The following is a 14,504-nucleotide window of genomic DNA, read 5'->3' on the forward strand; positions in this document are numbered from 1 at the left end:
CATGAGCCAGACACTTGTTGACACCCCCGCCCAGGCCGAAGAGGTCGGCACGATCGACCACTGGATCGACGGGGCATCCGCCCCTGGAACCGGCGACCGCACCGGGCCCGTCTACGACCCCGCCCTCGGCATCGTGCAGAAGCGCGTGCGCTTCGCCACCGCCGCCGATGTCGGCGAGGCGGTCGCCGCCGCGTCCCGCGCCCTGCCGGGCTGGCGCGAGACGTCGATCTCGAAGCGGCAGCAGGTGCTGTTCGCGTTCCGCGAGCTGCTGAACTCCCGCAAGGGCGAGCTTGCCGAGATCCTCACGAGCGAGCACGGCAAGGTGCTCTCCGATGCCGCCGGCGAGATCGCCCGCGGCCTCGAGGTCGTCGAGTACGCGTGCGGCATCGCGCAGCTCATGAAGGGCGAGTACAGCGAGCAGGTGTCGGGCGGCATCGACGTGTACACGGTGCGCCAGCCGATCGGAGTCGTGGGCATCATCTCGCCGTTCAACTTCCCGGCGATGGTGCCGCTGTGGTTCTTCCCGATGGCGATCGCGACCGGCAACACCGTGGTGCTGAAGCCGAGCGAGAAGGACCCGAGCGCTGCGATCTGGTTGGCCCGCTTGCTGCAGGAGGCCGGCCTGCCCGACGGGGTGTTCAACGTCGTGCACGGCGACAAGGAGGCGGTCGACGCGGTGCTGTCGCATCCTGATATCGCCTCGATCTCGTTCGTCGGGTCGACCCCGATCGCGCAGTACATCTACGAGACCGCGGCGCGAAACGGCAAGCGCGTGCAGGCGCTCGGCGGCGCGAAGAATCACATGCTCGTGCTGCCCGACGCCGACCTCGACCTGGTCGCCGACTCGGCCGTCAACGCCGGATTCGGCTCAGCGGGTGAGCGGTGCATGGCGATCTCGGTCGTGCTGGCGACCGACTCGATCGCCGACGACCTGGTCGCGAAGGTCAAGCAGCGCATGGCGGGCCTGAAGACCGGCGACGGCCGGCGCTCGTGCGACATGGGTCCGCTCATCACCGAGCAGCACCGCGACAAGGTCGCGACCTACATCGACCGGGCGGCCGGCGACGGCGCGACGGTGGTCGTCGACGGGCGCGACGGGGAGTTCGACGGCGAGGCATCCGGCTTCTGGCTGGGGCCGACCCTGATCGACAAGGTGCCGCTCGACTCGCCCGTGTACACCGACGAGATCTTCGGGCCGGTGCTGTCGATCGTGCGCGTCGAGGGCTACGAAGACGGACTCGACATCATCAACCGCGGCAAGTACGGCAACGGCACCGCGATCTTCACGAACGACGGCGGCGCCGCTCGGCGGTTCCAGCGCGAGGTGCAGGTCGGCATGGTCGGCGTGAACGTGCCGATCCCGGTGCCGGTGGCCTACCACTCGTTCGGCGGCTGGAAGGCGTCGATGTTCGGCGACGCGAAGGCGTACGGCCCCGCGGCCGTGCAGTTCTTCACGCGCGAGAAGGCGATCACGAGCCGCTGGCTCGACCCGGCCACGCACGGCGGCATCAACCTGGGCTTCCCGCAGCACGACTGAGCCCGCGCGGCCGGCCCGCCCTGTCGCAGCCGTATGGAACCGCATTTGCGCGATGGAGCCCGGTGCAGAACCGGCTCCGTCACGCAAATGCGGTTCAGTCGGCGGGGCGGCGGGGCGCGCGGGTCAGCGGCGGGTGAAGGCAGCGATACGGGCCTGCGCCTCGGGGGTCTGGAAGGCAGCGCCGATGGTGCGGGCCTCGTCGTCGAGCGACTCCGCGAACGGGCGCTCGGCCGCCGCGCGCACCAGGCGCTTGGCCTGCTGGTAGGCGCCGGATGTCGCGAGCCACGTCTGTGCGATCGCGAGCGCCCGGTCGGCGAGCGCGTCGGGCGCGACGACCTCGGTGACGAGCCCCAGGTCGAGTGCCTCGGCGGCGCTCAACCGCCGCGGTGTCAGCGTGAGTTCGAGCGCGCGGCGCTGGCCCACCGCCTCGGGCAACAGCCAGCTCACCCCGCAGTCGGGCGTGAGTCCGACGTCGGCGTACCCGCTCTGGAACACCGCCTGCTCGCTCGCGACGATCAGGTCGGCGACGAGCATGAACCCGAGCCCGCCGCCTGCCACCACGCCCTGCACGGCGGCCACGATCGGCACGCCGCTGTCGCGGAGCATCCGGTGGCCCGCGTGGATCTCGTCGGCGAGCGCCGTGATCGTCGCGCCCGCGGGGCCGTCGGAGGAGGCCGCGAGTTCGCTCATCGCCCGCAGGTCGCCGCCCGCGCAGAACGCGCGCCCCACGGCGTCGAAGACGATCGCGTGCACGTCGTCGCGCTCGGCGACCTCGTGGGCGATCTCGTTCCAGCGCCGGATCGCGTCGGGGTCGACCGCGTTCAACCGGTCGGGGCGGTTCAGGGTGATGCGGCCGAGGCCGTCGGAGACCTCGAAGAGGATCGCGTCGTTGCTCACCCGACGAGCCTAGACGAGCGGGTCGGATGCCTCGGAGGCGTGCCGGCCGTGGGCGGCGTCTCGGCCGTGAGAGTGCTGCGGGGCATCCGCACCGCCGCGCCCCGCCCGCTCGTCGCGCCACAGCTTCGACGGCCACCAGATCGCCGGTCCGATGTCGTACGACAGGGCCGGGATGAGCAGCGAACGCACGACGAGTGTGTCGAGCAGCACCCCGAACGCGACGATGAACGCGATCTGCACGAGGAACAGCACGGGGATCACGGCGAGCGCCGCGAACGTCGCCGCGAGCACGATGCCGGCGCTCGTGATGACGCCGCCGGTGACGGTGAGCCCGCGCAGGATGCCGGGCCGGGTGCCGAGGTGCGCCGCCTCCTCGCGCACGCGCGTCATGAGGAAGATGTTGTAGTCGATGCCGAGCGCGACGAGGAACACGAACCCGTAGAGCGGCACCGCCGGGTCGGCGCCGGGCGAGCCGAACGCGAGGAACACCAGCGACGCCACGCCGAGCGCCGCCGCGAACGACACGATCACGCTCGCCACGAGCAGGATCGGCGCGAGGATCGACCGGAGCAGCAGCATCAGGATGACGAGGATCACCGCGAGCACCAGCGGAATGATGACCGTGCGGTCGTGGATCGACGCCGCGTCGGAGTCGAGCATCGTCGCGGTGTACCCGCCGACGAGGGCGTCGGGGTCGATCGCCCGCACGGCGTCGCGCAGGTCGAGCACCGCCTGCTCCGCGGCATCCGAGTCGGGTGCGTCCTCGAGCGTGGCCTGCAGCATGACCTGCCCGTCGACGACGGTCGGTTCGAGAGGAACGAGCGTCGGGATGGGGAACGGTGGCGCGTCGGTGCCTGCGGGCATCGTGCCGGTGGGCGAGTTCGACGACACGGCGACCACGTCCGAGACGCCCTCGACGTCGCGTGCCGCATCGGCGAGCGCGGTGAGGTCGTCGTCGGCGCCGACGACGAGCGCCGGGCTTCCGGCACCCGCAGGGAAGTGCTCGCCGATCACCCGCTGCCCGTCGCGGCCGTCGCTCTGCCCGAGGATCACGTCGCTCTGCGGCACTCCGTCGGCGTCGAGCACGACGATGCCGAGTCCGGCCGCCAGGAGCGCACCGGTCGTGACGAGCCAGACCGCACGTGCGTGTCGCGAGACGAGTCGGGCGACTCCCGGCCAGAATCCCTTCGCGTCGGGCGCGGTGAAGTCGGGCTGCGGGTCGCCGTACTTCGGGCGTCGCGGCCAGAACGCGGCCCTCCCGATCGCGAGCATGGTCGCGGGCAGCAAGGTGAGGGTGGCCGCCAGGGCGAAGACGATGCCGACCGCGGCGACCGGCCCGAGCGCGCGGTTCGAGTTCAGCTCGCTGAGCAGCATGCAGAGCAGGCCCGCCATGACGGTTCCGCCCGAGGCCACGATGGGCGCGACCGATCGGCGCAGCGCGAGCCGCGTGGCATCCCACCTGGACTCGTGGTCGCGCAGCGCCTCGCGGTAGCGCGCGATGTAGAGGAGCGAGTAGTCGGTCGCGGCACCGATCACGAGGATGAACAGGATGCCCTGCACCTGGCTGTTCACGTCGATCGCACCGACCTTCGCGAGCCACCAGACGGCGACGATCGCGCCGGTGAGCGCGATGAGCGCGGTCGCGAGCACGACGATCGGCAGCAGCGGCGACCGGTAGACCACGAGCAGGATGAGGAACACGGCCGAGAACGCGACGACGAGCAGGAACCCGTCGATGCCGGCGAACGCCTCGACGAGGTCGGCGGTGAACCCGGCCGGGCCGGTCACCCAGACGCCCAGCCCCTCGGGTCGGTCGTCGTCGGATGCCTCGCGCATCGCCGCGACCGTCTCGTCGACCTCGCCCGAGGTGGAGGCGACGAGCTCGGCCGCCTCGCCGTCGTCCGACGGGATGGGCGGGCTCACCTGGTCGACGCCGTCGAGGTCGGCGAGCCGGTCCGCGAGGTCCTGGGTCCACGCGAGGTCGTCGTCGGTGAGGCCGCCGTCGCGCTCGACGACGACGATGGCGGGGCGCCCGGTCGCCTCGCCGAGGAAGTCGTCGCGCAGCTCGCTCACCTGCGTCGCCTCGGCGCTGCGCGGCAGGTAGGTCGACTGGTCGTTCGACGCGACCTCCGAGATGCGCCCGAAGAACGGCCCGCCGACGGCGGCGAGGGTCAGCCACGCGAGGATGACGACGGCGGGCAGCACCACGCGCAGCGTTCTCATGCGCCCATGCTGGCGGTCGGCGGATGCTTCGCGCCACCCGTTGCGTGGCGGATGCTCAGTCGACCCGGGTCAGCGCGACCATCGCCATCGTGCGCGAGTTGCCGTCGATGCAGGTCTGGTAGAGCAGGTCGTGGCCCTGCGGCAGGTCGGCGACGGTGTCGGTCGTCTGGTCGAGCATCGCGGCGATGCCGTCGACTCGGTACGTTCCGGCCAGCACTCCGTCGAGCACGACGAACGCGCCCGCTTCGCGCGGGAACTCCTTGCCGGTGCACGACCAGTGCTCGGCGATCGCGGGGAGCCCGTAGGCGGCGGTCAGGTCGACCGAGCCCTGGCAGGCGTCGAGTTCGGGGGTCCAGCCGGCGGCCCACACGTGCTCGCGGTAGGCGCCCGCGCGCATCTGCTCGAGCCAGGCGTCGTGCGCGGCGACGGCGTCGCGCACCGCGGCGGTCGCCGCGCGTGCGCCGTCGGTCGCGTCAGCGAGATCGGCGTCGAGCGCGGTCATCGAGTCGGATGCCTCGCCGAGGGCCCCGGCGGTCGCCCGAACGTCGTCGGGGCTGAGGGAGTCGTCGAGGTCGGTCGCGCCGGCGAGCAGTGCGGATGCCTCGGCGAGCGTCTGCTCGGCGTCGGCGCTCACCGTGTCGAGTTCGGCGAGTGCTGTCGACAGCGCGTCGCGCGCGACCTCGTCGAGCGTGCGACCGGATGACTCGTCGAGCGCGGCGCGTCCGTCGGCGTCGGCTGTGCGAGCGTCATCGAGCGAGGCATCCAACCGGTCGATCGCGAGGTCGAGCGCCTGCCGCGAGGCATCCAGTTCGCCGCGGGCGTTCGCGAGGTCGATCGCCTGGCTGCCTACCCACGCCGCGCCGGTGAGCAGCGCGACCACCGCGGCAGCGGCGACCGCCACCCCCGCGAGCCGCTTGCCTCGCGACCTGCCTGCCATCTGCCCATTCTCGTCGTTCGCCGGTTCCGCCGCACCCCTGTGAGTCGCTGCGCTCCCGTCGAATGTGCTCCCGCCACGCAAGGCGGGCCGGGCGGCTGTGCGGGCCGGGCGGCTATTCGCCCAAACGCGCCGCGCGCGAGACGAGCACGTCGAGCACGGTGCGCACGGCGAGCCGTTCGGCGACGTCGGGTCGGGTGAGCGCGACGATGCGACGAGCGGATGCCACGCCGCGCAGCGGCTTCAGCACGATGCCGGGCGGCACGGGGCCCGAGGTGTACCGGGGGACCAACGCGATGCCGAGCCCGGCCTCGACGAGGGCCTCGATGATGCGCATGTCGCTGATGCGCTGCGACACCTCGATGCGCCCGCCCGCCTGCTGCTCGATCGCGTGCAGGATGCGCTCGAACGGGAACCCCGGCGGCACGCCGAGCCAGGTCTCGTCGACCACGTCGTCGGCGGTGACGTGCGAGCGGCCGGCGAGCCGGTGATCGGCGGGCAGGCCCACGTCGAGAGGCTCGGTGAGCAGCGGCACGGCGTTCAGCCCGCGGCCGCCCCACGGCAGGTCACCGGGCATGGCGTGGGCGAGCACGATGTCGTGGTCGTTCGTGAGGTCGGCGTACTCGTCGAGCTCGGGGTCGAGGTCGGTGGCGTGCACGACGAGCCCCGCGACGCTGGCGAGATCGGTGAGCACGCCCGGCAGCAGGGTGGCGCCGATCGTGGGGAACGTGAGCAGGGTGACCTCGCCGCTCGGGTGGTTGCGGAAGTCGTCCCACAGGGCTTCGGCGCGCTGGATCGCGACGGCGACCTCGGTCGCGCTGCGCGCCAGCGCGTGCCCGGCACTGGTGAGCGCGATGCCACGGCCCTCGCGTTGCGTGAGGGGCATGCCGGCCTCGCGCTCGAGCACCTTGAGCTGCTGCGACACTGCCGACGGAGTGCGGCCGGTCGCATCGGCGACGGCCGTCACACTGCCGCGTTCGGCGAGTTCGCGAAGGAGGTCGAGACGCTTCACATCCATGTAGCAAGACTACAGTGTTGTTGAAGTATTGTGAGCTTGTGCTGAATGGTTGCGGCGGTCACAATAGAAGAGTCGAAGCGGACGCGGACCACTCTGGGACGGTGTCTCCGCGTACTTGCGGAAGCCACCTCACCTCGAAAGGACTCGGCCGTGACCATCGCACTTCTCCTCCTGGGCGCATTGAGCGTTGCCGGTGTCATCGGATCGTTCGTCGTCACCGCGCGTGACGGCTACCGCCGCCAGCCGAGGGAGACGTTCGCACGCACCGTCTAGGCCGTGCGACCGGGGGCTCAAACCCCCGCAACGAAGAGCCGCAGCGCGAGAGAGGGACACCTCGCGATGCGGCTCTTCGCATCTGTCCGAACCGCGCGGGCGATGCCGCGTCGCGCTCCGCGGCATCCTCGACACCATCGCGATCTCAGCGCTAGGTTGACCCAATGGGATCACCGACACGGGGGGTGGCGATGGTGGACGTGATCGCGACCGGGCCGGCGAGGCGATCGGGGTGATCCTGTGACTCTTCATCGTGTGATCGGTCGATGGCCGAGCTGAGCGAGGACACCGCGCTCCGCCGCTTCCTACTGGGGCTGGCGGAGGGCATGCTCGCGGCCGAGGACGGCGTCGACCGGGTCGGCGACACGATGAGCCAGGTGGCGCGCGCGTACGGCCACGACGAGGTCGACTTCTTCGTGCTGCCCACGCTGACCCTCGTCGAGACCGGCGGCGGCGAGAGCTCGAAGATCGGCTTCCGGTCGTCGTCGCGCGCGAAGTTCCGCTTCGACCAGATCGCCGCGCTCTACGAGCTGATCGAGCAGGCGAAGCAGGCGGCGATCGACCCCCGCGCGGGCATCGACCGGCTGAACGAGATCGGCGCGATGAAGATGCAGCGCCACTGGATCTCGCGCGTGTTCGGGCACGCGGTGCTCACGACCGGGCTCGCGCTGCTGCTCGCGCCGACCTGGCAGGGCGCGCTGGTCGCGTTCGGCCTCGGGACGGTGCTCGGGTTCGCGAAGCTGATCCGCTCGCCCACCCTGCAGCTCGTGTTCCCGGTGGTCGCGGCGTTCGTGTCGGCGCTCGCCGTGTTCCTCATCGCGCCGGTGATCGAGCTCGGCGACCCGATCCGACTCATGATCGCGCCGCTGGCGACCTTCCTTCCGGGCGGGGCGCTCACCACCGCCGTCATGGAACTCGCCGCCGGGCAGATGGTTGCGGGTGCGTCCCGGCTGGTGATGGGCATGGTGACGCTCGGGCTGCTCTCGTTCGGCATCATCGCGGCGGGCACGCTGATCGGCGTGGGCTCATCGAGCTACGTACCGCTGGTCACCACCGAGTCGTTCCCCTGGTGGGCGGCCCCTCTGGGGTTGATCTGCTTCGCGGTCGGAAACTTCCTGCATTTCGGCGCACCCGCGCGCACGTTCTGGTGGGTGTTCCTCGTCATCATCGTCGCGTACTTCGGGCAGACGGTCGGCGAACTGATCGCCGGACAGAGCGTGAACGGCTTCATCGGCGGGTTCGTGGTCGCGCCGGTGGTCCTGTGGATCGCGGGTCTCAAGCACGGCGCGCCCTCGCAGCTCACGTTCCTGCCGGCATTCTGGCTGCTCGTGCCGGGGGCGGCCGGGCTGGTGGGGCTCACCGAGGCGATCCAGAGCCCGAACGGGGCGACCGACGACTTCGTCGGCGCGCTGGTGTCGATCATGTCGATCGCGATCGGCGTGCTCGTCGGAACCGCGGTGTTCCGGTTCGCGAGGCACGGCGCCGAGGAAGTGGCGAACTTCCATGTCGACGTGCCCGCACTGCACGAGAGCGAGCGTCCGCCGCTCTGGGCGCGCTTCGTCCCGGGCACGCCGCGCTCGTTCTGGGGGCGTCCTCACGGAGAACTCCCCCCTTCCTCGAAGGCCGACGGCACGTAAACTCTCACCCGTGACTTCAGCAGAGCCCTCGCCCGAGGCCGTCGACGTGCGCCGCCGGCTCATCGACCACATCTCCGCCGAGGCGGTCTTCCACGGAGACTTCACGCTGACCAGCGGCAAGAAGGCGACCTACTACGTCGACCTGCGCAAGGTGAGTCTCGACCATCGGGTCGCGCCGCTCATCGGGCAGGTCATGATCGACCTCATCGCCGAAGTTCCCGACGTCGTCGCGGTGGGCGGCATGACCATGGGCGCCGACCCGATCGCCGCGGCCATCCTGCACCAGGGCGCTGCGCGGGGGCTCGCGTACGACGCGTTCGTCGTGCGCAAGGAGCCGAAGGACCACGGCCGCGGCAAGCAGGTCGAAGGCCCCGATCTCGAGGGCAAGCGCGTCATCGTGCTCGAGGACACGTCGACCACGGGCGGCTCGCCGTTGAAGGCCGTCGAGGCGCTGCGCAAGGTCGGCGCCGAGGTCGTCGCGGTCGCAGTCGTGGTCGACCGGGATACGGGGGCGCGAGAGGTCATCGAGGCCGCAGGCGTCCCCTACCTGTACGCGATCGGCCTGGCCGACCTGGGGCTGGCCTGATGGCGCGCCACGAACCGGTGCCCGGCGGAGACCCGCTCGACCTTCGGGGCGCCGAATGGCTCCTGCGCGATCTCGCGAACGGAGCACCACGGGCGCCGCAGGCTCCGCCGGCGGCGCCGACTCAGCCCGCGACGTATCCGTCGTATCCCGATGCGGGTCGCACGCCGTCGTACCCCGACGCGGGGTATCCCGGCGCGCCTCGCGTTCCCGCTCCTGAGCCGGCACCGCAGGCTCCGGCGTCGCCGCCGGCTCCGGCGTCGACCCGGGGCGAGCAGGCCGACTGGTTCTCACTCGCCGAGCCCGTCGGTCGTCCCGAGCCGGCCAGCACCGAGCCCGAACCGATCACTCGGCAGTTCTCGGTGCCGTCCTCGGGCGCGCCGTTCCACGGCGGCACAGTGCCGCCGGTCGCACCACCTGCAGCGCCCGGGCCGGATGCTTCGTGGGGCGCGCCACCCGCACCCGGGCCCGCGACTCCGACGGCACCGTATGCCCTCACGTGGGGCGAACCCGAGCGGCGTCCCGACCTCGCCACCGAGGACGGCCTCCGTGCCGCCTTCCGCCGGCTCGCGGATCCCGATTCCGTCGCTGCGCCGCAGACGGTCGCGCCCTCCGAGCCCGCGGCGCCGCCTGCGCCGTGGCAGCCCGAGCCGGTTGCGCCGCCCGCGGCGTGGCAACCCGAGCCCGTTGCGCCGCCTGCGGCGTGGCAGCCCGAGCCCGCGGCGCCGCCTGCGCCGTGGCAGCCCGAGCCCGCAGCGTGGCAGCCCGAGCCGGCGGCGCCGCCTGCGCCGTGGCAGCCCGAGCCGGTTGCGCCGCCTGCGGCGTGGCAGCCCGAGCCGACGAGGTCCGAGCCCGCTGCGCCGGCTCAGCAGACCGAGCCGGATTCGGAGGCGGCCGACCCGTTCGCGGGCTTCACCCCGCCACCCGTGGCGCGCAGCTCGTTCACCCCGCTTCCTCCTGAGGGTGCGCGGCCCGCACACGACTACAGCGCCGAGCTCTGGTCGGCCCTGACCGAACCCGAGCCTCAGGCACCCGCGAACCAGTGGTCGCCCGAACCCGTCGCCCCGTCGCCGGCCGCCTCCGAACAGCCCGACGCGTGGGGTCAGCCGGTCGCCCAGCCGTGGGAGCAGCCGCAGCAGTGGGCGCCCCAGCAGCCCCAGCAGCAGCCGCACGCTGAGGAGCCCGAGTGGGGGCAGCAGTCGGCAACCCCCTGGGAGCAGCCCGCCGCCCAGCAGCAGGACTGGTCGCAGCAAACGCAGGACTGGTCGCAGCCGCAGAGCTGGAATGAGCCGGTCGAGCAGCCGCAGAGCTGGAATGACCCGGTCGAGCAGCCGCAGTCGTGGAACGAGCCGGCCCAGCCGCAGGCCTGGACTCAGGAACCCCAGCAGCAGACCTGGGAACAGGTCGCCCAGCCGCAGGCCTGGACTCAGGAACCCCAGCAGCAGACCTGGGAACAGGTCGCCCAGCCGCAGACCTGGGATCAGGTCGCGCCGCAGCAGACCTGGGAGCCGGAAACCCAACAGCAGAACTGGGAGCCGGAAACCCAACAGCAGAACTGGGAGCCGGAACCCCAGCAGCAGACCTGGAACGAGTCGGCGCCGCCGCAGGCCTGGGATCAGGTCGCGCATGCGCCAGAACCGCAGGCGTGGAACCAGGAATCGCAGCCGCAGGCATGGGAGCAGCAGCATCCGGCCGAGCAACCGTGGCGCGACGCCCCGCAAGCCTGGCCGCAGCATGACGAGCCCGAGGCGAACGCGGCGGGCGACGGCGGGTTTCCGTTCCTCGAGGTCCGGGGGCCGAGCGACGGCCAGGCGGCTGCCGCGGCATCCGGCTGGACGCTCGGTGCAGAGCATCCCGGGCTCGACCGCGAGCCCTTCCCATCGGCCCCAGCGCGGGAACCGCTCACGGGATCGCAATTCGGCCCGCCCGAGCCGGTCGACGACGTGTTGGCTGCGCTGACCGGCGGCGGAGCCACCACTCTCCCGGCAGCCGGGGCCCCCGCTTGGGGCGCCGGCTTCGGTGCCGCGCCGCCTGCGCTGGACGACCCGTCGCCTCGCGAGCCGCTGACCGCCACCGGATCGTTCGACGGGTTGTCGGCGCTCGGCTTCGATGCGCTGACCGCGACCGGTGAGTACGCCCGCACCGACTTCGTCATGCCCGACGAGGGCTCGGAGTCGGATGAGCCCCGAGGGCTTCGGGGTTGGTTGCAGCGCCGCCGCGAGGAGCGCGACGACGTCGACGACGACGACGAGTACCCATCCGAGGTGACCGAGCCCGTCTACCAGTGGGGTCTGCGGCCCGATCCCGGGTTCGTCGACCCGCGCGCGGGCGGCACGCCCGACGTCCCCCGGTTCCACCAGCCGACCCCGGTGGCGACCCAGCCGTCGACCGCGCCCGTGGCGGACCCGGTCTCCGAGCCGATGCCGACCGCACGCCTCGACCTGGCCGAGTTCGACGCGGCCGGATTCGACAGGCCCGGATTCGACAGGCCCGGATACGACAGGCCCGGATTCGATGCGGCCCAGTCGCCGCGGGATCCCGCACCGCCGGCGCACGATCCGGCCGATTGGTTCTCGGCATCGGCATCGGCATCGACCGGTGGTGGTGCGCCGTACCCGGGCCCGCCCGCGGGCGCGCCGGGAGGCGGCGCCGGCGCCGGAGGCTACCCCGGCGGCGGCTACTCCGGCGGCCCCGGCGGAGGGTACGGTGGCGGCCCCGGTGGCGGCCCCGGTGGCGCGGGCGGCCGCAGCACCGGCGGCTCCGGCGGCGGGTACTCCGGCGGACCGGGTTCCGGTGGTGCCGGCGGCGCCGGCGGCGGCAATCGCAACGGTTCGGGCGGCCCGGTTCGCCTGCTGCTGTGGATCGCCGGCGGGCTCGTGGCGCTGCTCATCCTGGTCGGCCTGTTCATCCTCGGCACGCGGCTGATCAGCGGGGCATCCGACGGCTCGCCCTCGGCATCGGCGACCCCGACCGAGACGGTTGCACCCGAGCCGACCGCTCCGCAACCGGCCGGCGCGCACGCCTGGGACACCCTGTTCGGCGGCGAGTGCCTCGATCCGTTCACCGATCCGTGGGCCGAGGAGTTCACCGTCGTCGACTGCGCGCAGCCGCACGCGGCGCAGCTCGTCTACCGTGCGAGCGTGAACCCCGATCCGGCTGCGCCGTTCCCGGGCGAGGAGGCGATCGCCGGGCAGATCACCGCGACCTGCACGACGGCGGGCGTCATCGACCAGGCCGCGGCCTCGGCGGTGCCCGATCTGCAGGTGCAGGGTACGTTCCCCGTCACCCAGGAGCAGTGGGACTCGGGGCAGCGCAACCTCTACTGCTTCGTCAACCGCACGAGCGGCGAGCCCCTCACGGGGAGCCTGCAAGGGCCCGGTCCGTCGGCATGAGTCGGGTCGGCCGCGTGATCGTGGTCGGGTCGCTCAACGTCGACTCGACGGCGTACGTGCGCGGGTTCCCCGCGCCGGGCGAGACGATCACCGCGCACGGCCTGCGCATCGCGCTCGGCGGCAAGGGCACCAACCAGGCGGTCGCGGCCCAGCGGTTCGGTGCCGAGGTGGGGCTCCTCGCGCGCGTCGGCGATGACGCCAACGCCCACCTGGCGCGCGATACGCTCGCGGGCTTCGGCCTGGCGGTCGATGGGCTCGGCATCGAACCGGATGCTCCGACGGGCGTCGCGCTCATCACCGTCGCCGACTCGGGCGAGAACACCGTCATCGTCGCGAGCGGCGCGAATGAGCGGATGTCTCCCGCCGTCGTCGACGAGGCGCGCGAGCGCATCGCCGCGGCCGCCGCGGTGCTCACGCAGGGCGAGCTCCCGGTCGGCACGATCGAGCGGCTCGCGGCGGTCGCGCGAGAGGCCGGCACCCGGTTCGTGCTCAATCTCGCGCCCCCCGTCGCGGTGTCAGGCGAGGCCCTCGCCGCGGCCGACCCGCTGGTGGTCAACGAGCACGAGGCGCGAGCGGTCGGCATCGAGCCCGGCGTCCACGACGACGAGAGCGAACTCGACGGATGGCTCGTCGCTGCGTCGGCCGCGGTCGCTCGCGGGCTGGCGTGCTCGGTGGTCGTGACGCTCGGCGCGGCGGGCGCGGTGGCAGCCGAGGCATCCGCCATCGCGTCCCGCGGCGACCTCGAGTCCAGCGGTGACGCAGCCGAGTCTGTCGTGGCGTGGGCGCAGCCCTCGCTCGATGTGACCCCGGTCGACAGCACCGGTGCCGGCGACGGGTTCACCGGCACGTTGGCCGCGGCGCTCGCCGCGGGGCATCCGCTCGTGGATGCCGTGCGATTCGCGACCGCAGCCGGCGCGCTCGCGGTGCAGCAGCGCGGCACCGTCGATTCCTACGCCGACCGCGACGCGGTGATCGCCGCCGCAGCCGCCCTCGAGACGGCCTCATGAGCCTCCCCGTCATCCTCGACTGCGACCCCGGCCACGATGACGTCTTCGCCCTGTGGTTCGCGGCGGGGCATCCGGCGCTCGACCTGCGCGCGGTGACCACCGTCGGCGGCAACGCGCCGCTCGAGTTCACGCAGCACAACGCACGCGTTGCGCTCACCGTCGCCGGCATCACCGATGTGCCCGTCGCGGCCGGCGCATCGGGGCCGCTCGAACGCGTGCTGCAGACCGCCGAGTGGATCCACGATGCGAACGGCCTCGGCGGGCCCGAGCTGCCCGAGCCCACGGTGCCGCTCGACCCGCGTACGGCGACCGAGCTCATGGCCGACACACTCGCCGCGGCATCCGAACCCGTCGCGATCATCGCGACCGGCCCGATCACCAACGTCGCCGTGCTGCTGCGCGATCGGCCCGAGCTCGCGCTGCGCATCCGCGAGATCGTCTGGATGGGCGGATCGACCGAACGCGGCAACGCAACCCCCTACGCCGAGTTCAACGCGCTCGTCGACCCCGAGGCGCTCGCCCTCGTCGTGCGCAGCGGCATCCCGTTCACGATGGTCGGACTGAACGTCACGCATCGCGCGCTCGTCACCGATGCGGTGCGTTCGCGGATCGCCGCGCTCGGCACCCGCATCGGTGCGTTCGGCGATGAACTTCTCGACTTCTTCTGCCGCACCAACGACGAGGTGTTCGGCATGCCCGACGGCCCGCTGCACGACCCCGTCGCGGTCGCCGTGCTCGCCGACCCCGGCAGCGTCGAGGTCGTGCGCACTCGGCTCGACATCGAGCTCGCCGGCACTGAGACGGCCGGCGCCACGAGCGTCGACTTCGACGGGATGCTCCGCCGGGAGCCGAACGCGAACGTCGCCGTCGCACTCGACGTGCCGCGATTCTGGGACGCGGTGCTGGAGGCGTTGGCGCGGTTGGGGTGAGGTCTCACGCGGGCGGCGACGGGTGAGGCGCGGTCGCGGCTGTCACCGCAGAGCACCGGCGAGTCCTGACCCTC

The 14,504-nt window shown here is 72.4% G+C and carries 11 protein-coding genes; 7 read left to right on the forward strand and 4 right to left on the reverse strand.

Annotation, left to right across the window (positions count from 1 at the left end):
- Position 1: 1 nt before the first annotated feature.
- Positions 2 to 1,537, forward strand: coding sequence for a CoA-acylating methylmalonate-semialdehyde dehydrogenase (locus FLP10_RS10070; protein ID WP_149160734.1), 1,536 nt, complete (start codon positions 2 to 4; stop codon positions 1,535 to 1,537).
- A 123-nt stretch (positions 1,538 to 1,660) separates the two neighbouring features.
- Here FLP10_RS10070 and FLP10_RS10075 read toward each other — a convergent pair whose 3' ends face one another.
- The 4 genes from FLP10_RS10075 to FLP10_RS10090 form a co-directional block, all read right to left on the reverse strand.
- Positions 1,661 to 2,434, reverse strand: coding sequence for an enoyl-CoA hydratase/isomerase family protein (locus FLP10_RS10075; RefSeq protein WP_149160735.1), 774 nt, complete (start codon positions 2,432 to 2,434; stop codon positions 1,661 to 1,663).
- 9 nt (positions 2,435 to 2,443) lie between these two features.
- Positions 2,444 to 4,657 carry an MMPL family transporter gene (locus tag FLP10_RS10080; RefSeq protein ID WP_149160736.1) on the reverse strand — a complete coding sequence of 738 codons (2,214 nt, stop codon included), beginning with the start codon at positions 4,655 to 4,657 and terminating at the stop codon, positions 2,444 to 2,446.
- Between the two features lie 55 nt (positions 4,658 to 4,712).
- Complete coding sequence (locus FLP10_RS10085) at positions 4,713 to 5,594, reverse strand: hypothetical protein (RefSeq protein ID WP_149160737.1); 882 nt, start codon at positions 5,592 to 5,594, stop codon at positions 4,713 to 4,715.
- A 112-nt stretch (positions 5,595 to 5,706) separates the two neighbouring features.
- A complete protein-coding gene (locus tag FLP10_RS10090) occupies positions 5,707 to 6,609 on the reverse strand; it encodes a LysR family transcriptional regulator (RefSeq protein ID WP_149160738.1) in 903 nt (300 codons plus the stop codon).
- 150 nt (positions 6,610 to 6,759) lie between these two features.
- Between FLP10_RS10090 and FLP10_RS17820 the strand changes: the two genes are divergently transcribed.
- The 6 genes from FLP10_RS17820 (at position 6,760) to FLP10_RS10120 (ending at position 14,430) form a co-directional block, all read left to right on the forward strand.
- A complete protein-coding gene (locus tag FLP10_RS17820) occupies positions 6,760 to 6,882 on the forward strand; it encodes a hypothetical protein (protein ID WP_281286416.1) in 123 nt (40 codons plus the stop codon).
- A gap of 266 nt (positions 6,883 to 7,148) precedes the next feature.
- Positions 7,149 to 8,519, forward strand: coding sequence for a threonine/serine exporter family protein (locus FLP10_RS10100; protein WP_149160739.1), 1,371 nt, complete (start codon positions 7,149 to 7,151; stop codon positions 8,517 to 8,519).
- 10 nt (positions 8,520 to 8,529) lie between these two features.
- Positions 8,530 to 9,105, forward strand: coding sequence for an orotate phosphoribosyltransferase (pyrE, locus tag FLP10_RS10105; RefSeq protein ID WP_246149988.1), 576 nt, complete (start codon positions 8,530 to 8,532; stop codon positions 9,103 to 9,105).
- Positions 9,105 to 12,494, forward strand: a complete 3,390-nt coding sequence (locus FLP10_RS17580) for a hypothetical protein (RefSeq protein ID WP_210418374.1) — start codon at positions 9,105 to 9,107, stop codon at positions 12,492 to 12,494. Before pyrE ends, FLP10_RS17580 begins: the two co-directional genes overlap by 1 nt.
- Positions 12,491 to 13,501 carry a ribokinase gene (locus tag FLP10_RS10115; RefSeq protein WP_149160740.1) on the forward strand — a complete coding sequence of 337 codons (1,011 nt, stop codon included), beginning with the start codon at positions 12,491 to 12,493 and terminating at the stop codon, positions 13,499 to 13,501. Before FLP10_RS17580 ends, FLP10_RS10115 begins: the two co-directional genes overlap by 4 nt.
- Positions 13,498 to 14,430 (forward strand): nucleoside hydrolase, encoded by a 933-nt coding sequence (locus FLP10_RS10120; protein WP_149160741.1) that lies wholly within the window; start codon positions 13,498 to 13,500, stop codon positions 14,428 to 14,430. The genes FLP10_RS10115 and FLP10_RS10120 overlap by 4 nt, the downstream gene beginning before the upstream one ends.
- Positions 14,431 to 14,504 lie beyond the last annotated feature (74 nt).

The organism is Agromyces intestinalis, from assembly GCF_008365295.1.
Lineage (GTDB): Bacteria > Actinomycetota > Actinomycetes > Actinomycetales > Microbacteriaceae > Agromyces > Agromyces intestinalis.

What these genes read in the sequence shown, in the direction of transcription:
- FLP10_RS10090 (WP_149160738.1), bottom strand. Translation starts at nt 6,609, where the DNA reads ATGGATGTGAAGCGTCTCGACCTCCTTCGCGAACTCGCCGAACGCGGC.
- FLP10_RS10100 (WP_149160739.1), top strand. Translation starts at nt 7,149, where the DNA reads ATGGCCGAGCTGAGCGAGGACACCGCGCTCCGCCGCTTCCTACTGGGG.
- FLP10_RS17580 (WP_210418374.1), top strand. Translation starts at nt 9,105, where the DNA reads ATGGCGCGCCACGAACCGGTGCCCGGCGGAGACCCGCTCGACCTTCGG.
- FLP10_RS10115 (WP_149160740.1), top strand. Translation starts at nt 12,491, where the DNA reads ATGAGTCGGGTCGGCCGCGTGATCGTGGTCGGGTCGCTCAACGTCGAC.
- FLP10_RS10080 (WP_149160736.1), bottom strand. Translation starts at nt 4,657, where the DNA reads ATGAGAACGCTGCGCGTGGTGCTGCCCGCCGTCGTCATCCTCGCGTGG.
- FLP10_RS10085 (WP_149160737.1), bottom strand. Translation starts at nt 5,594, where the DNA reads ATGGCAGGCAGGTCGCGAGGCAAGCGGCTCGCGGGGGTGGCGGTCGCC.
- FLP10_RS10070 (WP_149160734.1), top strand. Translation starts at nt 2, where the DNA reads ATGAGCCAGACACTTGTTGACACCCCCGCCCAGGCCGAAGAGGTCGGC.
- FLP10_RS10120 (WP_149160741.1), top strand. Translation starts at nt 13,498, where the DNA reads ATGAGCCTCCCCGTCATCCTCGACTGCGACCCCGGCCACGATGACGTC.